The organism is Erwinia sp. PsM31 (assembly GCF_030433775.1).
Classification (GTDB): domain Bacteria; phylum Pseudomonadota; class Gammaproteobacteria; order Enterobacterales; family Enterobacteriaceae; genus Erwinia; species Erwinia aeris.
Map to the genome: position 1 here is coordinate 40,326 of NZ_JARUWZ010000020.1, position 24,552 is coordinate 64,877.

General features: G+C 58.2%; 17 protein-coding genes. 4 read left to right on the forward strand and 13 right to left on the reverse strand.

Going from position 1 to position 24,552, the window contains the following annotated elements; translation table 11 throughout:
- Positions 1-22 precede the first annotated feature (22 nt).
- On the reverse strand, positions 23-1,828 hold the full coding sequence (gene cysJ / locus QCD69_RS15300; RefSeq protein ID WP_301252636.1) for an NADPH-dependent assimilatory sulfite reductase flavoprotein subunit: 1,806 nt from the start codon (positions 1,826-1,828) through the stop codon (positions 23-25).
- 305 nt (positions 1,829-2,133) lie between these two features.
- Here cysJ and queD point away from each other — a divergent pair, with 305 nt between their 5' ends.
- Positions 2,134-2,493 (forward strand): 6-carboxytetrahydropterin synthase QueD, encoded by a 360-nt coding sequence (gene queD, locus QCD69_RS15305; RefSeq protein ID WP_125287429.1) that lies wholly within the window; start codon positions 2,134-2,136, stop codon positions 2,491-2,493.
- Between the two features lie 86 nt (positions 2,494-2,579).
- Here queD and queE read toward each other — a convergent pair whose 3' ends face one another.
- Positions 2,580-3,251: a 7-carboxy-7-deazaguanine synthase QueE gene (gene queE / locus QCD69_RS15310; RefSeq protein WP_253458861.1), complete on the reverse strand. Its 672-nt coding sequence runs from the start codon at positions 3,249-3,251 to the stop codon at positions 2,580-2,582.
- Between the two features lie 136 nt (positions 3,252-3,387).
- On the opposite strand from queE, the gene QCD69_RS15315 reads away from it, so the two are divergent.
- Complete coding sequence (locus QCD69_RS15315) at positions 3,388-4,392, forward strand: hypothetical protein (protein WP_301252637.1); 1,005 nt, start codon at positions 3,388-3,390, stop codon at positions 4,390-4,392.
- 92 nt (positions 4,393-4,484) lie between these two features.
- On the opposite strand, the gene eno is transcribed toward QCD69_RS15315, so the two are convergent.
- The 5 genes from eno to rlmD all read right to left on the reverse strand — a co-directional run bounded on the left by eno (position 4,485) and on the right by rlmD (position 12,522).
- The gene (eno, locus tag QCD69_RS15320) at positions 4,485-5,780 is read right to left on the reverse strand and encodes a phosphopyruvate hydratase (protein WP_253458856.1); all 1,296 of its coding nucleotides are present in this window, start codon (positions 5,778-5,780) and stop codon (positions 4,485-4,487) included.
- 199 nt (positions 5,781-5,979) lie between these two features.
- Positions 5,980-7,617, reverse strand: a complete 1,638-nt coding sequence (gene pyrG, locus QCD69_RS15325) for a glutamine hydrolyzing CTP synthase (protein ID WP_253458853.1) — start codon at positions 7,615-7,617, stop codon at positions 5,980-5,982.
- Between the two features lie 326 nt (positions 7,618-7,943).
- Positions 7,944-8,726: a nucleoside triphosphate pyrophosphohydrolase gene (gene mazG, locus QCD69_RS15330; protein WP_301252639.1), complete on the reverse strand. Its 783-nt coding sequence runs from the start codon at positions 8,724-8,726 to the stop codon at positions 7,944-7,946.
- A 223-nt stretch (positions 8,727-8,949) separates the two neighbouring features.
- Positions 8,950-11,178: a GTP diphosphokinase gene (relA, locus tag QCD69_RS15335; RefSeq protein WP_253458847.1), complete on the reverse strand. Its 2,229-nt coding sequence runs from the start codon at positions 11,176-11,178 to the stop codon at positions 8,950-8,952.
- Between the two features lie 27 nt (positions 11,179-11,205).
- Positions 11,206-12,522 carry a 23S rRNA (uracil(1939)-C(5))-methyltransferase RlmD gene (gene rlmD / locus QCD69_RS15340; protein WP_301252640.1) on the reverse strand — a complete coding sequence of 439 codons (1,317 nt, stop codon included), beginning with the start codon at positions 12,520-12,522 and terminating at the stop codon, positions 11,206-11,208.
- Between the two features lie 86 nt (positions 12,523-12,608).
- On the opposite strand from rlmD, the gene barA reads away from it, so the two are divergent.
- Entirely contained in the window at positions 12,609-15,350 is a 2,742-nt protein-coding gene (gene barA, locus QCD69_RS15345) for a two-component sensor histidine kinase BarA (protein WP_301252641.1), read from the forward strand.
- 169 nt (positions 15,351-15,519) lie between these two features.
- Here the strand turns inward: barA and QCD69_RS15350 are convergent, their stop codons facing one another.
- From QCD69_RS15350 to QCD69_RS15375, 6 genes are all read right to left on the reverse strand, one after another.
- Positions 15,520-16,662 carry a glycerate kinase gene (locus tag QCD69_RS15350; protein ID WP_253458838.1) on the reverse strand — a complete coding sequence of 381 codons (1,143 nt, stop codon included), beginning with the start codon at positions 16,660-16,662 and terminating at the stop codon, positions 15,520-15,522.
- A 62-nt stretch (positions 16,663-16,724) separates the two neighbouring features.
- On the reverse strand, positions 16,725-17,606 hold the full coding sequence (garR, locus tag QCD69_RS15355; protein ID WP_253458835.1) for a 2-hydroxy-3-oxopropionate reductase: 882 nt from the start codon (positions 17,604-17,606) through the stop codon (positions 16,725-16,727).
- A gap of 21 nt (positions 17,607-17,627) precedes the next feature.
- Positions 17,628-18,398, reverse strand: a complete 771-nt coding sequence (gene garL, locus QCD69_RS15360; protein ID WP_253458833.1) for a 2-dehydro-3-deoxyglucarate aldolase — start codon at positions 18,396-18,398, stop codon at positions 17,628-17,630.
- A gap of 20 nt (positions 18,399-18,418) precedes the next feature.
- A complete protein-coding gene (gene gudD, locus QCD69_RS15365) occupies positions 18,419-19,753 on the reverse strand; it encodes a glucarate dehydratase (RefSeq protein ID WP_301252642.1) in 1,335 nt (444 codons plus the stop codon).
- Positions 19,754-19,774: 21 nt separating this feature from the next.
- Positions 19,775-21,112: a glucarate dehydratase family protein gene (locus tag QCD69_RS15370; RefSeq protein WP_253458827.1), complete on the reverse strand. Its 1,338-nt coding sequence runs from the start codon at positions 21,110-21,112 to the stop codon at positions 19,775-19,777.
- Between the two features lie 9 nt (positions 21,113-21,121).
- On the reverse strand, positions 21,122-22,465 hold the full coding sequence (locus tag QCD69_RS15375) for an MFS transporter (protein ID WP_253458824.1): 1,344 nt from the start codon (positions 22,463-22,465) through the stop codon (positions 21,122-21,124).
- Between the two features lie 499 nt (positions 22,466-22,964).
- On the opposite strand from QCD69_RS15375, the gene garD reads away from it, so the two are divergent.
- Positions 22,965-24,524 carry a galactarate dehydratase gene (gene garD / locus QCD69_RS15380; RefSeq protein WP_301252643.1) on the forward strand — a complete coding sequence of 520 codons (1,560 nt, stop codon included), beginning with the start codon at positions 22,965-22,967 and terminating at the stop codon, positions 24,522-24,524.
- The last annotated feature ends 28 nt before the right edge of the window (positions 24,525-24,552 follow it).

A 24,552-nucleotide genomic window follows, 5' to 3' on the forward strand; every position in this document is an offset into this window, starting at 1 on the left:
GCCGGATATCCGGCGGGGCCGGCTAGTAGACGTCGCGCTGATAGCGGCGCTCGATACGCAGCTCGCTTAAGAATTCGTCGGCGCTTTCCGTATCCATACCGCCATGCTCCGCCACCACTTCCAGCAGGGCCTGCTCCACATCCTTCGCCATACGGTTGGCGTCGCCGCACACGTAAATATGCGCGCCTTGCTGGATCCAGCGCCACACTTCCGCCCCTTTGGCGCGAATTTTGTCCTGCACGTAAACTTTTTGCTGCTGATCGCGCGACCACGCCAGATCGATATTGGTCAGCAGGCCGTCTTTCACGTAGCGCTGCCATTCGACCTGGTACAGGAAGTCTTCGGTAAAGTGCGGATTGCCGAAGAAGAGCCAGTTTTTGCCTTCTGCGCCGTCGTTATCGCGCTGCTGCATAAAGGCGCGGAACGGCGCGATGCCGGTGCCCGGCCCAATCATAATGACCGGCGTTTCGGGATTGGCCGGCAGGCGGAAGTTATCGTTATGTTCAATAAAGACGCGGACTTCGCCGTCTTCTTCCAGCCGATCCGCCAGGAAGCTCGAAGCGCCGCCCGCGCGCGCGCGGCCATCGATGTCATAGCGCACCGCACCGACGGTAATGTGCACTTCGCTTTCGCTCTCCGCCTGCGAAGAGGCGATAGAATAAAGACGCGGCGTCAGCGGACGCAGCAGCGCCGTCAGCTGTTCGGCGCGCAGCTCGATTGGCGCCTGACGCACCATATCCACGATCGGCGTCGTCTGCGCATAGTGCTGCAAACGGCTCTTATCGCCGACCAGGGCCAGCAGATTTTCATCGCGGCTAAGCTTGCCGTACTGCTCGACGATTTGCGTGGTGTTGACCGTCAGCTCGAAATGCTTTTGCAGCGCTTCGCTGAGCGGCAGCGTAGCGCCGTTGACCTCTACGGGCTCACTGCCTTTCAGCCACAGTAGCCCGACCAGCTCCTGCACCAGCGCGGGATCGTTTTCATACCAGACGCCCAGCGCGTCGCCCGGCTGATAGCGCAGCCCGGAATCGCCCAGGTCGATTTCGATATGGCGCACGTCTTTGTCGGAGTTACGGCCGGTGATCTTCTGATTCACGGCCAGGCTGGCGGTCAGCGGCTCTTCTTTGGTGTAAGGGCTGCTAAGCACTTCGTTAACCGTGCCGGTAGCGGTGACTGCCGCTGCGGCCGGCGATTCGCTCGGCACGCGCGCTTTCAGGATCTCTACAATCTTTTTCCGCCACTGTTCCGCTTCGGCCGCGTATTCGACATCGGCATCCACGCGATCCAGCAGGCGTTCGCCGCCCAGCTCGCCCAGCTTGTTATCGAAATCTTTGCCGGCCTGGCTGAAGAACTCATAAGAGGTATCGCCCAGACCAAAGACTGCGAAAGCGGTGTCGGCCAGCTTCGGCGCTTTCTTTGACATCAGAAACTTATGCAGCGCCACGGCTTCTTCCGGCGGCTCGCCCTCGCCCTGCGTGGAGGTAACAACGACCAGCAGCTTCTCCTGTGCGATCTGCTTGAACTTGTAGTCGCCCGCGTTGACCAGGTTCACGTTCAGCTTAGCCGCCAGCAGATCGTCGCGCAGCTGCTCGGCGACGCGACGGGCGTTGCCGGTCTGCGAGGCGGAAAGCAGCGTAATGGTTGGCGCATCGACCGGCGCTGGCGCGCTGGCGGTTACCGCGCCCGGCGCCTGATTGACCATGCCCCAGAAGTAGCCGGAGAGCCAGGCCAGCTGCGTGGTAGAGAAATCGCCGGTTGCCGCCTGAAGGCGGGAAAGCTGTTCCGGGTTAAGCGGAAGCAGAGAAGCAGGAGGTGCCTGAGTCGTCATTGCGTTGAAAGTTCCAGTATCGGTGGTCAGGGCCGTAAAGACAGCAAGATAACGTTAGGGTAACGACTGGCATAATAACCCTTAAAGAAGGGTTGGTAATATAAAATAACCAAAATGACTAAACGGTTTTACAAGTAAGCGATAGCGGCGAAACCGGTTAATTAACTTATTGTTTATTATGAACTTAGTCAGAAGGCGCTTTTGCTACGGGCCAGGATGTGCGGATTGGCCGGGAAACGGGTGCGAAAAAAGGCTTTTTCAGGTAGACTTCGCCCGTTTTTTTGAGAAATAACCGAGACTGTCATATGGCTACCACGCTGTTTAAAGATTTCCAATTCGAGGCGGCTCACCACCTGCCCAACGTGCCGGAAGGCCATAAATGCGGCCGCCTGCACGGGCACTCTTTCCTGGTGCGGCTCGAAATCACCGGCGAAGTGGACGCGCATACCGGCTGGGTCATGGATTTTGCCGAACTGAAGGCGGCCTTCAGGCCGCTTTACGACAGGCTGGATCACTATTATCTGAACGAGATCCCAGGGCTGGAAAACCCGACCAGCGAAGTGCTGGCAAAATGGATCTGGGATCGGATGAAGCCGACGCTGCCTCTGCTCAGCGCCGTGATGATCAAAGAGACCTGCACGGCGGGCTGCGTTTACAAAGGCTGATGCTCTGGCGGCAGAGGTCGCCGAAGCCTATGGATAACAATGACAGGGATTAACTAAAAAGGCGGCCTCGGTGCCGCCTTTTTTTATCAGGCGATATTCAGGTATTTGTGTGTCTGCATCGACAGGCGCCAGTTGCGCGCGATGCAGGTTTCAATGCAAAGTTTGGTCGCGTCGTCTTTCTGGCTGATCGGCTGTAGGGCAATGATACGCGGCTTGCTGTCGCTCAGCGTCGCCAACAGGGCGTCCAGCGCCTCTACGTCGCGCTGACGGGCCACCGGATGCTTCACTTCATCAGCGCGAACCAGCGCCTGGTTCAGCACATCATAGCCGCCGCGCATATTGACCTTAGGCGAAACGGTAACCCAGGTTTTTTCGCTGCACTGCACCCGATGCGTGCCGCTGGTTTCAATCTGGCAGCTGAAGCCCTGCTGCTCCAGCGCTTCGGTCAGCGGCGTCAGATCGTGAATGCAGGGCTCGCCGCCGGTAATCACCACGTGCCGGGCCGTCCAGCCGCGCTGCGCAATTACCGCCAGTAACGCCTCCGCGTCCGCCGCGCCCCATGCATCGGTTTCCACCGTCTTCAGCAAGATATCGCCCAGCGAGGTTTCCCGATCGGCCAGCTTATCCCAGGTGTGTTTGGTATCACACCAGCTGCAGCCCACCGGGCATCCCTGCAGGCGGATAAAAATTGCCGGAACGCCGGTATAAAACCCTTCGCCCTGCAACGTCTGGAACATTTCATTAATCGGGTACTGCATCACGCTCTCAATTGACTGTAAAAATAAGGGCGCAAAGTATGACAGATAGCGGCTTTTTAACCAAATCACATTGTGCGGGGGAACCCGGCAACTTTTTATCCCACCTAACCTCATCACTCTTTTCTGAGGTAATCCTATGAACATGCCCATCAGCAGTTTACTGAATCGCGTACTGCTGAATGCCAGCAGCGAGGCGTCGAGCGCGTTCCAGCCGCCTCAGCAGCAGTCCGGCGCGCAGGCCGCGCGCACGGGCAGCATCAGCTTTGGCTCGCCCGCGACCAGTAATCTGCCGGAGCTGAGTAAAAATGGGCAGGATGACGCGGGCAGCTCTTCGTTTAATCAGTTTATGCAGCAGATTGGCAAACTGTTACAGACGGCGCTGTCCGCTATCGATTCGCTGGCGCAGCAGGTGAATAAGGCACACGCTTCGCCCGAACGCATCAACGCCGCCTCGCCAGCGGTCGCTAATGGCCCTTCGACCACGCCCTTAGCCAACGGAACCGCCGCGCCGTCGCAGACCACAACGGCCGCAAACGCTGACGTTACGGCCGCCTCATCCACCAGCAGCAGCCAGGCGGTAAACAGCAATACAGCGCTCGATCCTGCCAAAAACAGCCTGACGTTTGAAAACAAAGGCGACAAGCCCATGACCATCGCCTTTACGCCCAACGCCGACGGCAGCGCCAGGCCTGACGATCTCACCTTGCAACCGGGCGAAACCAAAACGCAGAACTTTGATGCCAACTGGTCGGGCAATTTCCGCAGCACCGCAGGCGACGGCGCCAACGCGACGCTGGGCGAGGTGAAATTTGACGGCGGCAGCGGACAGACTTATTACGACGTCAGCTATATCGAAGGCAATAACGCGGCCATGACCATTGGCCCCGCGAAGGGCGACGGCAGGGTTTCCGGGACGCTGGACGATCTGGTTTCAAACGCGCCCGACAGCATTAAAGCGAAAGACGCGGACGGCAACGTTTATGGCCTGAAAAAATCCACGACTTCAAACCAGCAGGACGCGGCGGTAGTGGATTATTACCGGCAGCATGTGGCCGCCGACAAGGGCTATGTTATCCCTTCCGATGATGCGAGCACCCTGGGCAGCAGCACGAAAAACCTGAAGGTTGAACTGAAAGGCTAAGCGTGACGGCCGGTAAATAGCCAATAAAAAAGCCCCGTCCAGAGACGGGGCTTTCAGATCATCCCGACCTTTAAGGCCGGGAAAACGTCAGCTTACTGACCTTTAACTTCTTTCAGACCGTTGAACGGCGCACGGCTGCCCAGCGATTCTTCGATACGGATCAGCTGGTTGTACTTGGCAACACGGTCAGAACGGCTCATAGAACCGGTTTTGATCTGGCCCGCTGCGGTACCTACTGCCAGGTCGGCAATAGTTGCGTCTTCGGTTTCGCCTGAACGGTGAGAAATCACTGCGGTATAGCCCGCGTCTTTCGCCATTTTGATTGCAGCCAGGGTTTCGGTCAGAGAACCGATCTGGTTGAATTTGATCAGAATGGAGTTAGCGATGCCTTTCTCGATACCTTCTTTCAGGATTTTGGTGTTGGTCACGAACAGGTCGTCGCCCACCAGCTGGATTTTGTCGCCCAGCACTTTGGTCTGATAGGCAAAGCCGTCCCAGTCGGATTCGTCCAGGCCGTCTTCGATAGAGACGATTGGGTACTGTTTGGTCAGATCTTCCAGGAAGTGAGTGAACTCTTCGGAAGTGAAGGCTTTGTTGCCTTCGCCAGCCAGTACATATTTGCCGTCTTTGTAGAATTCAGAAGCCGCACAGTCCATCGCCAGCGTGATGTCTTTGCCCAGCTCGTAGCCTGCTGCTTTTACCGCTTCCGCGATAACGGCCAGCGCTTCGGCGTTGGAGCCCAGGTTTGGCGCATAGCCGCCTTCGTCGCCTACAGCGGTGCCCATGCCTTTAGACTTCAGCACTTTTGCCAGTGTGTGGAACACTTCAGAACCCATGCGGATCGCTTCTTTCAGCGTTTTCGCGCCTACTGGCTGGATCATGAATTCCTGAATGTCGACGTTGTTGTCGGCGTGCTCACCGCCGTTGATGATGTTCATCATTGGCAGCGGCATAGAGAATTTGCCCGGGGTGCCGTTCAGCTCGGCGATGTGCTCATACAGCGGCATGCCTTTAGCGGCAGCAGCAGCTTTAGCCGCAGCCAGAGAAACGGCCAGAATGGCGTTAGCGCCAAATTTGGATTTGTTTTCGGTGCCGTCAAGATCGATCATGATCTTGTCGATGTTTGCCTGGTCTTTGGCATCTTTGCCGGTTACCGCGTCAGCGATTGGGCCGTTAACGGCTGCAACGGCTTTGGTCACGCCTTTACCCAGGAAACGAGATTTGTCACCGTCACGCAGTTCCAGCGCTTCACGGGAACCGGTAGAAGCGCCTGATGGTGCGGCCGCCATACCGACAAAACCGCCTTCCAGATGCACTTCTGCTTCAACGGTCGGGTTGCCACGAGAGTCGATGATTTCGCGACCGATGACTTTAACGATTTTGGACATTAGTTTTTCCTCAGTACAAGTTAACTTAAAACTCAGACAAACAACGCGCGAAAATAGTTCTTATCTTTCGAGCCGGAGCGGTGCTGGCTGGCTCACCCCGGTCACTTACTAAAGTAAGCGCCGGGGATCCACTCGATAGCCGCCTTGCTTCAGCTCAAAACCTGGCAAGTATAAATTCGCGCGCTGCCATGAAAACTACTTATTTCGCCAAACGCTTCTGGTGCTCGCTGGCTGCCTTAACGAAGCCGGCGAAGAGTGGATGACCGTCACGCGGCGTTGAGGTGAATTCCGGGTGGAACTGACACGCAACAAACCACGGATGGTTCGGGATCTCAATGATCTCGACCAGCTGATCGTCACCAGAACGCCCGGCAACGCGTAATCCGGCCGCTTCAATCTGCTTTAACAGCATATTGTTGACTTCATAGCGGTGGCGATGGCGCTCAACGATGGTGTCGGAGCCATACAGCTGGCGCACCAGGCTGTCCGGCGTCAGCTGACACTGCTGGCTGCCCAGGCGCATGGTGCCGCCCAGATCGCTCTTCTCAGAACGCACTTCAACGTTGCCCTCTTCGTCGCGCCATTCGGTGATCAGCGCCACGACCGGGTACTTACAGTCTGGCACAAATTCCGTTGAGTTCGCATCCGCCATACCGGCTACGTTACGCGCGAACTCCATCAGCGCGACCTGCATCCCCAGGCAGATGCCCAGGTAAGGAATATTGTTTTCACGCGCGTAGCGAGCGGTCATCAGCTTGCCTTCCACGCCACGATAGCCGAAGCCGCCAGGGATCAGGATAGCATCCAAATCTTTCAGAATTTCTACGCCACGGCTTTCCACATCCTGCGAATCGATCAGCTTGATGTTGACCGTTACGCGGTTTTTCAGGCCGCCGTGCTTCAGCGCTTCAATCACCGACTTATAGGCATCCGGCAGCTCAACATATTTGCCGACCATGCCGATGGTGACTTCGCCGCCCGGATTGGCTTCTTCATAGATAACCTGTTCCCATTCGGCCAGGTTCGCTTCCGGCGCGTTCAGGTTGAAGCGCTTGCAGATATAGTCATCCAGGCCCTGCGATTTGAGCATACCCGGAATTTTATAGATAGAATCAACGTCTTTCAGCGAAATAACCGCTTTTTCCGGCACGTTACAGAACAGCGCGATTTTCGCCCGCTCGTTGGCCGGCACGGCGCGGTCTGAACGGCAGATCAGCACGTCAGGCTGGATGCCGATAGAGAGCAGCTCTTTCACCGAGTGCTGGGTTGGCTTGGTTTTGACTTCACCCGCCGCCGCCATATAAGGCACCAGCGTCAGGTGCATGTACATGGTGTGCTCACGGCCAACGTCAACCGCCATCTGGCGGATCGCTTCAAGGAACGGCAGGGATTCGATGTCGCCGACGGTGCCGCCGATTTCCACCAGTACCACGTCGTGACCTTCGCCACCTTCGATGATGCGTTCTTTAATGGCGTTGGTAATGTGCGGGATCACCTGAATGGTCGCGCCCAGATAGTCGCCGCGACGCTCTTTGCGCAGCACTTCCGAGTAGATACGGCCAGTGGTGAAGTTGTTGCGGCGGCTCATTTTGGTGCGAATGAAGCGCTCATAGTGGCCCAGATCGAGATCCGTTTCCGCACCGTCATCGGTGACGAAGACTTCGCCGTGCTGAGTAGGGCTCATGGTACCCGGATCCACGTTGATATATGGGTCCAGCTTCATGATGGTCACATTAAGACCACGTGCTTCAAGAATGGCGGCCAGGGAGGCTGCGGCAATGCCTTTACCCAGAGAGGATACGACCCCGCCGGTCACAAAAATATAGTTCGTTGTCATGCTGAACCTGAGAAAGTAGGTTTAAAGACGATGGAATAACCAGGACGGGAAAACAGTATACGGGATTCCCCTGCATGCCACAATTAATCGTTTCCGGTTATGTGCCAGCCATCGTATTGACCGTCACGAGAGTACCCGATTCTCTGCGTGCTGAAGTTGATTGCGATCACACTTTTGTTGAATCGAGTCAGCGAGTTATTCGCCACGAGGGAATAATCCGACCGCTGCCAGGATAGCAAAGCGGAAAAAACAAAAGGGGCGCGCTGGCCCGCCGCGAAAGACGGGCTAACGGACGGGAGAAACAGATTTTCCCTTTTCAGGCCCTGCTATTCCTTCGCCTTCACCTGCTGCCAGGCGGCCTCCATTTGCTCCAGCGTGGCCTCCTGCATTGGCAATCCCTGTGCGGCGATAATTTCTTCTACCTGACGGAAGCGACGCTCGAATTTATCGTTGGCTTTTTGCAGCGCCGTTTCCGCTTTGCTGCCCAGATGCCGCGAGAGATTAACCGTGGCAAACAGCAGATCGCCAATCTCCTCTTCCAGCTTTTGCTGGTCGATGACCGCCTGTTTGGCTTCGTGCATCACTTCATCAATTTCTTCGTAAACTTTGTCCAGCACCGGGCCAAGCGTATGCCAGTCAAAGCCGACGTTGCTGCAACGCTTCTGGATTTTGTGCGCGCGCATCAGCGCGGGCAGCGCGCGAGGAATATCGTCCAGCGCCGAGTGCTGCGCTTTACCGGCACGTTCCTGCGTTTTAATCGCTTCCCAGTTCACCAGCACCTCTTTGCTGTCGCGAACCTGCGCATCGCCAAAGATATGCGGATGGCGACGCTCCAGCTTGTCGCTGATGGTCTGGCAAACGGCATTAAAGTCAAAGCGCCCTTCTTCCTGCGCCATCTGCGCATAGAACACCACCTGAAACAGCAGATCGCCCAGCTCGCCCTGCAGATCGTCAAAATCTTCGCGGCTGATGGCGTCCAGCACTTCATAGGTTTCTTCAAGGGTGTAAGGCGCGATGCTGGCAAAGGTCTGCTCACGATCCCACGGGCAGCCAACTAGCGGATCGCGCAGGGTTTTCATGATGCCCAGCAGGCGATCGATAGCGTTCATAACGGAGTCCATTTGTAAGGAAGAAAAAAACGACTATACGGCATGGCAAGGCAAAATTCATGCAGGGAAAGGAATAAAGCTTCGGTCATCAGCAGACCACCTGCGCCCGGCCAGCGCGCTATCCCCTGACAGGGATAAACGCGGCCGGCGCGCAAAACGGCAACCAGGCAGCAGGCTTGCAGGGTCGTCGCCTAAGCAGGCCTGTCCGGGCAGGGGGAAGGCATTAATGCAGCCTTCTGGCGTCAATGATATCCGGCACCTGGTTCAGCCTGGCCAGCACGCGGCCCAGCACCTGCTGATTGTAAATTTCGATATCCATATCGATAGTCGCCAGCTGCTTTTTGGTATCGCTCCTGCTGGAGACGCCCAGCACGTTGACCTTCTCATTGGCGAGGATGGTCGTGATGTCGCGCAGCAGGCCGCTGCGATCGTTGGCGGTGACGCGCACCACCAGCGAGTAGCCGCTGGAGTAGCTTTCGCCCCACACCGCATCGACAATTCTTTCCGGCGCGTGCGACATCAGCTCGGTCAGCTGATCGCAGTCGGCGCGGTGGATAGAGATGCCGCGTCCCTGGGTGATAAAGCCGGTGATATCGTCGCCGGGGATCGGCTGGCAGCAGCGGGCGATATGGTGCATCAGGTTGCCGACGCCCTCGACCACCACGCGGCCGCTCTCCTTGCTGCGCGGCACGGAGGATTTCAGCGTCAGCTGGCGCAGCGCCTCGCGATCTTCTTCTTCCGCGCTCGGCTTGTTCAGCTTCGATTGCAGGAAGTTGCTCATCTGGTTCAGACGAATATCGCCGCCGCCGATAGCGGCCAGCAGCTCGTCCAGCGAGTTGACGTTATAGCGCGGCAGCAGCAGCTTTTCCGCCTCTTTCAGGCTGATATCCAGGTGATCCAGCTCGTTATCGAGGATCTGCTTGCCCGCGACGATATTTTTATCGCGATCCTGCTTACGGAACCAGGCGTGAATTTTTGATCGCCCACGGCTGGTGGTGACGTAGCCCAGGTTGGGATTCAGCCAGTCGCGGCTTGGGTTCGGCTGCTTTTGGGTGATGATGTCGATTTGATCGCCCATCTGCAGCTGATAGGTAAAGGGCACGATGCGGCCGCCGATTTTCGCGCCGATGCAGCGGTGGCCGATATCGCTGTGGATATGGTAAGCAAAGTCCAGCGGCGTGGAGCCGGCGGGCAGATCCACCACGTCGCCTTTAGGCGTAAACACATAGACGCGATCGTCAAAGACCTGGCTACGCACCTCGTCCAGCATTTCGCCGGAGTCCGCCATCTCTTCCTGCCAGGCAATCAGCTTACGCAGCCAGGCGATACGCTCTTCGTGCCCCGACGCGCCGCGCGCGCTGCCGGTCGTGCCGCCCTCTTTGTACTTCCAGTGTGCGGCCACGCCCAGCTCGGCGTCTTCATGCATCTGCCGCGTGCGGATCTGGATCTCAACGGTTTTGCCCTTCGGCCCCAGCACCACGGTATGAATCGACTGATAGCCGTTCGGCTTGGGATTGGCGACGTAGTCGTCAAATTCGCTGGGCAGGTGGCGATAAAGCGTATGCACTATCCCCAATGCGCCGTAGCAGTCCTGCAAACGTTCGGCGACGATACGCACGGCGCGCACGTCAAACAGCTCGTCGAACGCCAGCGATTTTTTCTGCATCTTGCGCCAGATGCTGTAGATATGTTTCGGGCGGCCGTACACTTCCGCTTTGACGCCCTGCCTGACGATCTCGTCACGCAGCGACTGCACGAAAGTGTCGATATACTGCTCGCGGTCGATGCGGCGCTCGTGCAGCAGTTTGGCGATGCGTTTGTATTCATCCGGGTGCAGATAGCGGAAGCAGAAATCCTCCAGCTCCCATTTCAGCTGGCCTATCCCTAAACGGTTAGCAAGCGGCGCATAGATATTGGTGCACTCTTTGGCGGCAAGCACGCGCTCGTCTTCCGGCGCGTCCTTCACCTCGCGCAGATGGGCGATACGCTCGGCCAGCTTGATTACCACGCAGCGGAAATCTTCCACCATCGCCAGCAGCATGCGCCTGACGTTATCGACCTGCTCCGAAGCCATAGAGTCGTTGTGGGTCGCTTTCAGCTGGCGGATGGCGTCCATATCCCGTACGCCGTGCACCAGCGAGACGATGGCTTTGCCGTACTTTTCTTCCAGCACCTCTTCGGACACCACGCCCGCGTCCGCCAGAGGAAAAAGCAGCGCGGCGCGCAGGCTTTCGCTGTCCATGCTGAGCATGGAGAGGATCTCCACCATTTCGACGCCGCGCCAGAGCAGGAGCGCCGCATCGGGATGATGGCGGGTGGTTTCTTCGCAATAGCGCCAGGTATCAGCCAGTCGTTCGCATGACTGGGGATTCGCGATCCCCAAACTGGTGATCCACTGGTCGAGCGCAAACTCACCGGCCGTATTCAGATGTGCACTTCTTACCGCAACCATATCCTCTCCAAACCTCCTTCCGGGAAGCTATTTTCGGCTGAATAACACCATGGATTCGACGTGCCCGGTATGCGGAAACATATCAAGCAGGGTAATCCTTTCTGGTCGATAGCCGGCAGCCAGGAAAATCTGGCTGTCCCGGGCAAGTGTAGTCGGATTACAGGAAACATAGACCACGCTTTCCGGCGCAAGTTTAATAATGTGAGGGATCGCTTCTGCCGCGCCAGCGCGGGCCGGATCCAGCAGTACCTTATTAAAACCTTCCGCCGCCCAGGGCTGCGCCGTCACTTCTTCTTCCAGGTTATGCTGATAAAATGCAATGTTATTCAGATTATTCAGGCCCGCATTATACGCACCCTTTGCCACTAATGCTGCAACCCCCTCCACACCGGTGACATTTTCCACCCGCTTTCCTGAAGGAAGCGTAAAGTTTCCCATGCCGCAGAACAGATCCAGCAGGCGGTCGGTGGGCTGCAAATCCAGCCACGCCATCGCCTGAGCCACCATCTGCTGATTCAGCTCGCCGTTGACCTGAATAAAGTCGCGCGGGCTGAACGTCAGCGTCAGGCCGTCGAGCTGATAGAACGGCATCTCGCCAGCAATCTGCTCCAGCGTTTCGCTGTCCGGCGCCAGAAAAAGCGCGACCTGCTGGCTATGCGAAAACCGTTCCAGTTTCTCTCTGTCCGCCGCGCTGAGCGGATCGAGATGGCGCAGCACCAGCAGCGGGCCGTTGTCCGCCAGTACCAGCTCGGCATGGCCCAGCCTTCTTACGGCCTGCAGGCTGCTTAGTACCTGGTGCAACGGCTGCAGCAGTGCATCAAGTTCGGGCTTCAAAACGGGGCATTGCGTAATGGCGACCAGCTCGCTGGAGGCGGCCTGGCGAAAGCCCATTTGCAGCGTCTGGCTGCGCGCATGATAGTGCAGACCCAGACGAGCGCGGCGGCGGTAGCCGTACGCGCTGCCGGCGATAATATTCTCCACCGCCACCGGCTCGCCAATTTGCTGGCTCAGCAGGCGCGACAGCGCTTTGGCCTTGCTGCGCTGCTGTAGCTCGGGCGAAGCGTGCTGCTGCTGGCATCCGCCGCAGCGGCCAAAGTAAGGACAGGCTGGCGCAACCCGTTCCGGGCTGGTCGACAGAAGCCGTTTTGTCCTGGCCCGCGCCCAGCTGCGTTTCTCTTCCACGATTTCTACTTCCGCCTGCTCGCCGGGCAGCGCGCCGCTGACAAACAGCGTTTTGCCATGATGGTGCGCCACGCCCTGGCCGGAGCCGTCAAGGTCAGTAACCGTCACGGTCATGATCTGGCGGGTCGTCACGCGCCGTTTTGCAGAGTAGAATTGCGCCATTACTTTTGTCTCGACAGTGGTTAAACCCGCGTAGCCTACACCAGCATCAGGATTAATTCGACTGGCGACGGCGCCACAGGATAATTATGACCAAATACAGCCTGCGGGCACGAATGATGATCTTGATTCTGGCGCCTACGCTGATGATTGGGCTGCTGCTGAGCACGTTTTTTATCGTGCATCGCTATAACGAACTGCAGCGCCAGCTGGTGGATGCCGGCATCAATATTATCGAACCGCTGGCGGTTTCCAGCGAATACGGCATGACGTTCCACAGCAAAGAGGCGGTGCGGCAGCTGGTCAGCCTGCTCCACCGTCGCCATTCCGATATCGTGCGCGCCATTACCGTTTTCGACGCGCAGAATCAGCTTTTTGTCACGTCCAACTATCACGCCAGCGCCGACAAGCTGCGTCTGCCGGCAGACGCGACCTTCTCTACCCCCTTCAGCTATCAGCGGCTGGGCAATTCGGTCATTTTGCGCACGCCCATTTTATCGGAAAGCTATTATCCCGATGAGTCGCCGGTCGAGGACGCCAAACCCAACGGCAATCCGTTGGGCTATGTCGCCATTGAACTGGATCTGCAGTCGGTGCGGCTGCAGCAGTATAAAGAAGTTTTTGTTTCCACCCTGCTGCTGCTGCTCTGCCTTTGCCTGGCCATGCTGTTCGCCTATCGTCTGATGCGCGACGTCACCGGCCCGATCCGCGATATGGTCAATACCGTCGATCGTATTCGACGCGGCCAGCTGGACAGCCGCGTCACGGGCCATATGCTCGGCGAGCTGGATATGCTGAAAAACGGCATTAACTCAATGGCGATGTCGCTGACCGCCTATCACGAAGAGATGCAGCAAAATATCGATCAGGCGACGTCCGATCTGCGCGAAACCCTGGAACAGATGGAGATCCAGAACGTCGAGCTGGATCTGGCTAAAAAACGTGCCCAGGAGGCCGCGCGAATTAAGTCGGAGTTCCTGGCGAATATGTCGCACGAGCTGCGCACGCCGCTTAACGGCGTAATTGGCTTTACCCGCCAGACGCTGAAAACGCCGCTGAATATTACGCAGCGCGACTATCTGCATACCATTGAGCGTTCGGCCAACAACCTGCTGAGCATCATTAACGACGTGCTGGATTTCTCCAAGCTGGAGGCGGGCAAGCTGGTGCTGGAAACCATCCCGTTCCCGCTGCGCGCCACCCTGGATGAAGTCGTCGTCCTGCTGGCGCCGTCCGCACATGAAAAAGGGCTGGAGCTGACGCTGAGCATTCAGTCCGACGTGCCCGACAACACCATCGGCGATCCGCTACGCCTACAGCAAATCATCGTCAACCTGTTGGGCAACGCGATTAAGTTTACCGAACACGGCAACATCGATATCTGCATTGAGAAGCGCTCCCAGAGCAACAACCGCGTTGACCTTGAGGTGCAGATCCACGATACCGGCATCGGCATCGCTGAAAAGCAGCAGTCGCAGCTGTTTCAGGCTTTCCGCCAGGCCGACGCCAGCATTTCCCGACGCCATGGCGGCACCGGGCTGGGGCTGGTGATTACGCAAAAGCTGGTTAACGAAATGGGCGGCGAGATCTCTTTTCATAGCCGCCTGAATCAGGGCTCCACCTTCTGGTTTCACGTCAACCTGGCGCTGAACCCGAATGCCGCTCAGGATCCGCGCGCCGTAGCCTGTCTGGAAGGCAAAACGCTGGCTTATATAGAGGCGAATCCGGCCGCCGCGCAGGCCACGCTGGCGCTGCTGGCCAGCACGCCGTTGGCCGTCAGCTATAGCCCAACGCTTGCCGGGCTGCCGCAGGCGCATTACGACACGCTGCTGATTGGTTTGCCGGTCAGCCAGGAACCTTCGCGGCAGCTGCCCTGGCAGGCACTGCCCGCGCTTGAGCGTGCGGATAATGTGATTATGGCTCTGCCCTGCCAGATGCAGACCTGGGCGGAAGAGCTGAAAGATAAAGGCGTCAGCGCCTGCCTGCTGAAGCCGGTTTCGCTGTCGCGGCTGCTGCCGGTGCTGCTCGATCACCATACCCGCGAAGAAAACGATCTGCCCCGCCGCCACAAGCTGCCGCTGACGGTGATGGCCGTCGATGACAATCCGGCGAACCTGAAGCTGATCGGCGCTCTGCTGGAGGAACAGGTTGAACGGGTGGTGCTGTGCGACAGCGCGATGATGGCGATCCAGCAGGCGAAAACCCAGCCGCTGGACGTTATCCTGATGGATATTCAGATGCCGGAAATTGACGGCATTCGTGCCAGCGAGCTGATCCGCGAGCTGCCTGCGCACGCCTCCACGCCAATTGTCGCCGTGACGGCGCATACGCTGGATGGCGAAAGAGCGCAGCTGATTAAGGCGGGCATGAACGATTATCTGGCCAAGCCTATCGACGAGGCCAGGCTGGAAAACCTGCTGCTGCGCTATGCGCCGCACAAAGCGCAGCCTCTTGCCGCGCCGGGCGCGCTTTCTGCCTCTCTGGACTGGGATCTGGCGCTGCGTCAGGCGGCCAACAAGCCCGATCTGGCGCGCGATCTGCTGCAAATGCTGGTGGATTTCCTGCCTGAAGTGCAGAAACAGGTTGAAAGCCATATGGCGGAAGGCGACGTCGGGGCGCTGCGCGATATCATTCATAAACTGCACGGCAGCGCCAGCTACAGCGGCGTTCCCCGCATGAAGCAGCTGTGCCAGCAGCTGGAGCAAAGCCTGCGCGGCGGCATGCCCGTTGAAGACGTCGAGCCGGAGCTGTTTGAACTACTGGACGAGATGCAAAACGTCGCCCGGCTGGCGCAGGAAAAGCTGACGAGGGTAGCGGGCAAGGGACGCTGAGGCCAGGCGTTGCGCCAGCAAGGAAAACACAACGGCCCGGCCTGAGAGAAAACCAGCGGAGCAGCAGGCCGATGCAAAAGGCTTGTTGTTACAGAAGCCCTGTTTGCTCTCAGACTGTACCGGGCGCGCTTGCCCATCCGGCCACGGCAAACAAAACGTAGTGAACGAGTCAGGAAAGTTTCTGGCCAATCGCCAGCGCGGCGGCGATGTTCCGTGCCGTCATGCGCACGTTATCCGCCGCATTTTCCAGCGCGTCGTCCAGCGTACAAATGCTGTAAATAACGCTGAATACCGCATCCAGACCGTGCTGATGCACGACCGCGACATCTTTGGTCAGGCTGCCCGCGATGCCGATAACCGGCTTGTTATAGCGCTTGGCGACTTTCGCTACTCCGATCGGCACTTTGCCGTGAATGGTCTGGCTGTCAATGCGCCCTTCGCCGGTGATCACCAGCGTGGCGTCCCGCACCAGCTCGTCCAGCCCCAGCGCCTCGGTCACGATTTCAATGCCGCGCCGCAGTTCCGCGCCGCAAAAAGCGTGCAGCGCCACGCCCATCCCGCCTGCCGCGCCGCCGCCGGGGATCGACAGCACGTCGATATCCAGATCCCGCCGGATAATCCGGGCATAGTGCGCCAGCGCGTTATCCAGCTGTTCCACCAGCTCCGGCGTAGCCCCTTTCTGCGGGCCGAACACGGCGGAAGCGCCCTCTTTACCCAGCAGCGGATTGGTGACGTCGCAGGCAACCTCAAAACGGCAGTTTTTGATCCGCGCATCCAGTTCGCTGATGTCTATCGTCGCCAGATCGTTAAGCCTGCCGCCGCCTAAACCGATTTGTCTGCCCTGGCTGTCGAGCAGTTTGGCGCCCAGCGCCTGCACCATACCCGCGCCGCCGTCATTGGTTGCGCTGCCGCCGATGCCGATAATAAAACGCTGTACGCCCTTATCCAGCGCGCTGCGGATCAGTTCGCCGGTGCCAAAAGAGGTGGTGATCAGCGGATCGCGCCGCGCCGCAGGCACCAGTTCCAGCCCGCTGGCCGCCGCCATTTCGATATAGGCGCAGCTGTCGTCACCGGAAAGACCGTAAAAGGCGTCGACCTCTTCGCCCAGCGGGCCGGTGACGCGCAGGCGTACGGTTTTGCCGCCCGTCGCCGCCACCATCGCCTCGACCGTGCCTTCGCCGCCGTCCGCGACGGGCAGTTTGACATACTGAGCTTCGGGGAAAATTTCCCTGAATCCCTGCTCGATTTGCGTGGCGACCTGCTGAGCCGACAGGCTTTCTTTATACGAATCCGGTGCGATTACTATTTTCATACGTTAATCCGTGCGCGGGGCCGGGAAGGTTCCGGCCTGGATCAGCAGGCCGGACCACGGGACTATTTGATTTCGACTTTCGCCAGTTTTTCGTAATAGCAGGCCAGCGCGCTGTGATCGGCCGTGCCCAGCCCGTCAGCTTTCAGCGCCTGCATCATTTCCATTACCGCCGCCGTGAGCGGCAGCTGCGCGCCTACGCCGTGCGACGTATCCAGGGCGTTAGCCAGATCTTTAATATGCAGATCGATACGAAAACCCGGCTTGAAGTTGCGGTTCATCACCATTGGCGCTTTGGCATCCAGCACCGTGCTGCCCGCCAGGCCGCCGCGTATCGCCTGGTAGACCAGATCCGGGTTGACGCCCGCTTTGGTCGCCAGCGTCAGCGCTTCCGCCATTGCCGCGATATTCAACGCAACAATCACCTGGTTAGCCAGCTTGGTCACGTTGCCCGCGCCAATCTCGCCGGTGTGAACCACCGAGCCTGCCATCGCTTTCATAATATCGTAGCACTTATCGAACAGCTCTTTGTCGCCGCCGACCATCACCGAAAGCGTGCCGTCGATGGCTTTAGGTTCGCCGCCGCTGACCGGCGCATCCAGCAGCGCGACGCTTTTTTTCGCCAGCGCTTCATGAATTTCACGGCTCGCCAGCGGCGCGATGGAGCTCATATCGATTACGATAGTGCCCGCCTTCGCGCCTTCGATTACGCCACCTTCGCCCAGCAGCACTTCTTTCACGTGCGGCGAGTTGGGCAGCATGGTGATAATCACGTCGCTCTGCTCCGCCACCGCTTTTGCCGAATCGCCGGACGTCGCGCCCAGCGCAACCAGCTCCGCCACGCTTTCCGCATTGTGATCGCGCACCACCAGCGAGTAGCCGGCCTTAATTAAGTTTTTGCTCATGGGCTTGCCCATGATACCCAGACCTATAAATCCGATTTTCATCTTTGTCTCCTGAACAGTGGGTTATTTTTTAAAGCGATCGCACAGGGCCTGCGTGGCGCCACGGAATACGCCTAAATCGCTGCCTACCGCAACAAAACCGGCGCCCCATTCCAGATAGCGGCGGGCATCGGCCTCCACCGGGGCCAGAATGCCGCTCGGCTTGCCGGCCGCTTTGGCGCGCTCAAAGATATATTTGATCACCTTCAGCACTTCCGGATGGGCGGGCTGCCCCAGGTAGCCCAGCGCGGCCGAGAGATCGCCCGGCCCGACGAAAATGCCGTCCACGCCTTCTACCGCCGCGATAGCGTCAATGTTATCCACGCCCTGCTGCGTTTCGATCTGCACCAGCACGGTGATGTTGTCGTTGATGATGGTGTTGTACTGCGGCACGGTGCCGTACATATTGCTGCGGTGCGAAACCGATACGCCGCGAATGCCCATCGGCGGATAGCGGGTGGAGGCCACCGCGCGCACCGCTTCCTCTTCCGTTTCGACAAACGGGATCAGGAAGTTGGAAAAACCGATATCCAGCAGGCGCTTGATGATGACCGGCTCGTTGGTCGGCGGCCGCACCACCGGCGCGCTGACGCTGCCCTTCAGCGCCATCAGCTGCGGAATAAAAGTGGTGATGTCGTTCGGCGCATGTTCGCCATCCAGCACCAGCCAGTCGAAGCCTGCCAGTCCTAACACTTCCGTGGTCAGCGGGTTAGCCAGCGCGCACCAGCTGCCGATTAAGGTTTCGCCTGCCAGCAGGCGCTGACGAAAGCTGTTCGGCGTATTTACGTAGCTCATCGGTTTCTCCAGAAATTGGGTTAGCGCACCAGGCATGGGCGTTTGTTATCAAACGTCCAGTCCGGCACCAGGAATTGCATAGCCTGCGCGTCGTCGCGCGCGCCCAGACCGTGTTTCAGGTAAAGCTCGTGCGCTTTCATAACGCGATCCATATCCAGCTCTACGCCCAGGCCCGGCCTGTCCGGCACCTGTACCATGCCGCCCTTGATTTGCAAAGGCTGCTGCGTCAGGCGCTGGTTGCCTTCCTGCCAGATCCAGTGGGTATCGATAGCGGTGATTTTGCCGGGTGCCGCCGCCGCAACGTGGGTAAACATCGCCAGCGAAACGTCAAAATGGTTATTGGAGTGGGAGCCCCAGGTCAGGCCGAAGTCATGACACATCTGCGCAACGCGTACGGAACCCTGCATCGTCCAGAAGTGCGGATCCGCCAGCGGAATGTCGACGGACTGCAAAGAGAGCGTGTGCCCCATCTGACGCCAGTCGGTGGCAATCATATTGGTGGCCGTTGGCATGCCCGTCGCGCGACGGAACTCGGCCATCACTTCGCGACCGGAATAGCCCTGCTCCGCGCCGCAAGGATCTTCGGCGTAGGCCAGCACGTCTTTCAGCTGCTTGCCCAGCTCGATCGCTTCGTTGAGCGACCAGGCGCCGTTAGGATCGAGCGTAATGCGCGCCTCGGGAAAACGCTTCGCCAGCGCGGTCACCGCTTCGGCCTCTTCGCTCCCGGCCAGCACGCCGCCTTTCAGTTTGAAATCGTTGAAGCCATATTTTTCATAGGCGGCTTCCGCCAGGCGCACCACGGTTTCAGGCGTCAGCGCCTCTTCATGACGCAGGCGATACCAGTCGCAGCTGTCGTCCGGCTGGCTCTGATAAGGCAGCGAGGTTTTTCGGCGATCGCCGACGTAAAAGAGATAGCCCAGCATTTCCACGCGATCGCGCTGCTGCCCATCGCCCAGCAGGGAGGCAACGTTGACGCCAAGGTGCTGGCCCAGCAGGTCCAGCAGCGCCGCTTCGATGCCGGTCACCACGTGGATAGTGGTACGCAAATCGAAAGTCTGGTTGCCGCGCCCGCTCGCATCGCGATCGGCAAAGGTGTTGCGCACGTGGCTCAGCAGATTTTTATATTCGCCAATGCCGTGGCCGACCAGCAGCGCCGCCGCTTCTTCCAGCGTCTTGCGAATTTTTTCGCCGCCGGGAATTTCACCGACGCCCGTGTGGCCGGAATTATCTTTAATGATAACGATATTACGGGTAAAGAATGGCGCGTGGGCGCCGCTGAGGTTCAGCAACATGCTGTCGTGACCGGCGACCGGGATGACCTGCATTTCTGTGATCAGTGGAGTAGCCTGACTCATAACGTATTCCTTCTGTAAGGTTCAGCGCCCAAAGGCCGGGCGTTTGCGATCGAATGTCCAGCCGGGGATCAGGTATTGCATGGCGGCGGCATCATTGCGCGCGCCGCCGGGCAGCGTTTTATAAAGCGCGTGGGCTTTTTCAATTTGCGCCCAGTCCAGCTCAATGCCCAGCCCCGGCGCGTCCGGCACGGCGATCTTGCCGTTGCGGATCTGCAAAGGTTCTTTGGTCAGGCGCTGATCGCCTTCCTGCCAGATCCAGTGGGTATCAATGGCCGTCGGCTTGCCCGGCGCGGCGGCGCCCACGTGCGTAAACATCGCCAGCGAAATATCGAAGTGGTTATTGGAATGGCAGCCCCAGGTCAGCCCCCAGTCGTCGCACAGCTGGGCGACACGCACCGCACCGCTCAGCGTCCAGAAGTGCGGATCGGCCAGCGGAATATCGACGGCGTTCAGCATTACGGCATGGTTCATTTCCCGCCAGTTAGTGGCGATCATATTGGTGGCAACCGGCAGGCCGGTCGCGCGGCGGAATTCCGCCATTACCTCACGGCCCGAAAAGCCCTGCTCCGCGCCGCACGGATCTTCCGCATAGGTCAGAATGCCCTGCATGTCTTTACACAGCGCGATAGCTTCATCAAGCAGCCAGGCACCGTTGGGATCGACGGTGATGCGCGCTTCGGGAAAACGTTTTTTCATCGCTTTCACCGCGTCGATCTCCTGCTCGCCCGGCAGCACGCCGCCTTTGAGCTTGAAATCCTTGAAGCCATATTTATCCTGCGCGGCTTCCGCCAGCCGCACCACGGCCTCGCTGTCCATCGCCTTCTGATGACGCAGGCGATACCAGTCGTGCGGGGCGTTCTCGCCGTTCAGGTAAGGAAGATCGGTTTTTTCCCGGTCGCCGATATAGAACAGATACCCCAGCACCGTCACTTCATCACGCTGTTTGCCCGGCCCCAGCAGTTCCGCGACCGGTACGTTCAGGCACTGTCCCAGCAGATCCAGCAGCGCCGCTTCCAGCGCGGCCACCGCGTTGACGCGCAGTTCAAACGTCCACGCGCCTTTGCCGAAGTTATCAAAATCCGCCGACTGGTTGCCCCGATGCACCTCCTGCACCAGCCGGTTCATCCTGGCGACTTCCCGCCCTTTGACCTGGGGGACGGCATCCAGCAGCGTCTGGTAAATCGTCTCGCCGCCCGGCGCTTCTCCCACGCCGGTGTGTCCGGCGCTGTCGGTCAGCACCACGATATTGCGGGTAAAGTAAGCGCCGTGCGCGCCGCCGATATTCAGCAACATGCTGTCGTATCCCGCTACCGGGATCACTTTCATATCGGTGATCGTCGGGCTGCTTTGCGTCGTCATAACTCGTCCTTACAAAGGTTTCAGTTCAATACGCTTGATATCGCGTACCAGCACCAGGTAGCTCATTACCGCGACAAACGCATGAATACAGACGTAAATCAGCGCGCCGTTATAGGAGCCGGTCGTGGCGATGATGTAACCGATCACCACCGGCGTGACGATGCCGGAAATGTTGCCGAACATATTGAACAGCCCGCCGCTAAGCCCGCTGATCTCTTTCGGCGCGGTATCCGCCATCACCGCCCAGCCCAGCGCGCCAATCCCTTTGCCGAAGAAAGCCAGCGCCATAAAGAACACCACCACCCATTCCGTATCGACGTAGTTACAGACCACCATGGTGATAGAAAGCAGCATGCCGAGAACGATTGGGGTTTTACGGGCGATATTCAGCGAGCCGGTTTTACGCATCAGCCAGTCGGAAATAATGCCGCCCAGCACGCCGCCCAGGAAACCGCAGATGGCCGGAATCGACGCCACCATGCCGGCCTTCAGAATGGACATGCCGCGCGCCTGCACCAGATAAACCGGGAACCAGGTGATAAAGAAGTAGGTTAAGGCGTTAATGCAGTACTGACCCAGGTAGATACCTATCATCATTCTTGAGGTAATCAGCTGCTTTATCTGCGCTTTTTTCTCCGCCCAGCTGACCTTACGCTCGGCTTTTTTCATATCCATATTAATCAGCGCGCCGCCCTGCTCCATATATTCCAGCTCGGCTTTATTGACGCCCGGATGGTCGTTCGGATCGTGGATCACTTTGAGCCAGATAAAGCTGATGATGATGCCCAGCCCGCCCATAAACCAGAACACGTGCGCCCAGCCGACTTCGGAGGTAAGCCAGCCCATGATCGGCGCGAAGATCACCGTGGCGAAGTACTGCGCCGAGTTAAAAATAGCGACGGCGGTGCCGCGTTCCTGCGCGGGGAACCAGGCGGCGACGATGCGGCTGTTGCCGGGAAAAGAAGGCGCTTCCGCCAGGCCGACCATAAACCTGAGCATAAACAGCGTGACGATAATGCTGAAGCCGCTGAGCAGATCGACAAAGCCCTGCAACAGCGTGAACAGCGACCACAGGAAGATGCTCCAGAAATAGACGCGCTTTGAGCCGAACCGGTCCAGCAGCCAGCCGCCGGGGATCTGCCCTATTACGTAAGCCCATGAGAAAGCGGAGAAGATATAGCCCAGCCCGACCGGATCCAGCCCGATGTCTTTCGACATTGCCGAACCGGCGATAGCGATAGTGGCGCGGTCGCCATAATTAAATGAGGTGACGATAAATAGCATCACCACTATCCAGTAGCGAGCATTAGTTCTTTTTTGCACGGTGCTCGCAGCACTGCTGATTGAATCCATGATGCACTCCTGAAATATAGCGGTCAGGCAAACTCACTCTGGACTGCATACACATCGCGTTGGGTATCAGAATGATGTCAGGTTAAACACAGCGATTAAGTGGCAGAATAATCACAACGTTCAAAGCTCTCGTCCCGTTTGTTAAAAAGTATAGGGAGGCCACCCAGGTAAAGCACCGGTAAAACGCCCTGTTAAAACGTGAAAAACCCAGAGATGTTCTTGCATATGCCCAATTCGTTGCGGAGTGGCTCACGGAAACAGCGGGTTCTGCGGGCGCGGTCACGTTCCCTTTTTCTTTGTGAGCCTCCTCACTGTCGCCTGTACTCTTGCCTGAAAATACGCTGATTGTTACCGCGCCATGTCGGACATTTGCATAATGTTTTCGGCCTGAAGCCTCTCTATACTGTCCAACAGCAGAATAATTCCACCCGAAAACGCTTCTCACCCACCTTTAAAATAAAGAACGTGCCGATTCATTTATCTCAGGACTTGTCGAGCAATGAACATTTCCAGAAACGATCTTCCCCTTTATATAAAGGTGCATGAAAACGATAACGTCGCCATTGTTGTAAATAATAATGGATTAAAGGCTGGTACGACTTTTTCATGCGGACTGGTACTAAAAGAACATATTCCCCAGGGACATAAAGTTGCATTAAACGATATTGCGCAAGGCGGCGATATTATTCGCTATGGCGAAGTGATTGGTTATGCGGTGCGCGATATTCCTCGCGGCGGCTGGATTGACGAGTCGCTGGTGGTATTGCCGGAAGCGCCGGATCTCGCCAGCCTGCCGCTGGCCAACAATGTGCCGCCCGCCCTGCCGCCGCTTGAAGGCTACACCTTTGAAGGCTATCGCAACGCCGACGGCAGCGTGGGCACGCGCAACCTGCTGGGGATTACTACCAGCGTGCACTGCGTGGCGGGCGTGGTCGATTACGTGGTGCAGATTATTGAGCGTGAATTGCTGCCAAAATATCCTAACGTCGATGGCGTGGTGGCGCTGAATCACCTTTACGGCTGCGGCGTGGCGATCAACGCGCCGGCCGCCGTGGTGCCGATCCGTACCATTCACAACCTGGCGCTGAACGCCAACTTCGGCGGCGAAGTAATGATTGTCGGCCTGGGCTGTGAGAAACTTCAACCCGAGCGCCTGCTGGAAGGCACGCCCGACGTACAGGCGATTTCGCTGGATGATAATGACGTGGTGCGCCTACAGGATGAGAAGCATGTTGGCTTTGAATCTATGGTTGCCGATATTTTGCAGGTTGCCGAACGCCATCTGCAACGCCTGAACCAGCGCCAGCGTGAAACGGTACCGGCAGCGGAACTGATCGTCGGTATGCAGTGCGGCGGCAGCGATGCCTTTTCCGGCGTAACCGCCAACCCGGCGGTAGGTTTCGCTTCCGATCTGCTGGTGCGCTGCGGCGCGACGGTGATGTTCTCCGAGGTGACCGAAGTGCGCGATGCGGTGCATCTGCTGACGCCGCGCGTGGCGACACAAGAAGTCGGCCAGCGGCTGCTGGAAGAGATGGCCTGGTACGATGACTATCTGAATATGGGCAAAACCGATCGCAGCGCTAACCCTTCGCCCGGCAACAAGAAAGGCGGGCTGGCGAACGTGGTGGAAAAGGCGCTGGGTTCTATCGCCAAATCGGGCCGCAGCGCTATCGTTGAGGTGCTGTCGCCAGGCCAGCGCCCCACCAAACGCGGCCTGATCTATGCCGCCACACCCGCCAGTGATTTCGTCTGCGGCACGCAGCAGATGGCTTCCGGCATTACTTTGCAGGTGTTTACTACAGGACGCGGCACGCCTTACGGCCTGGCGGCTATCCCCGTAATCAAAATGGCGACGCGCAACGCGCTGGCGGAAAGATGGCATGACTTAATGGATATCAATGCGGGGACGATTGCGACGGGCGAGGAAACCATAGAACAGGTAGGCTGGCGGCTGTTTGAGCTGATCCTGGATATCGCCAGCGGCCGGAAACAAACCTGGTCCGACCGCTGGGGGATCCGTAACTCGCTGGCGGTATTCAATCCGGCACCGGTTACCTGATGCTGCGGGCCTTCCCTTTAAGGCGAAG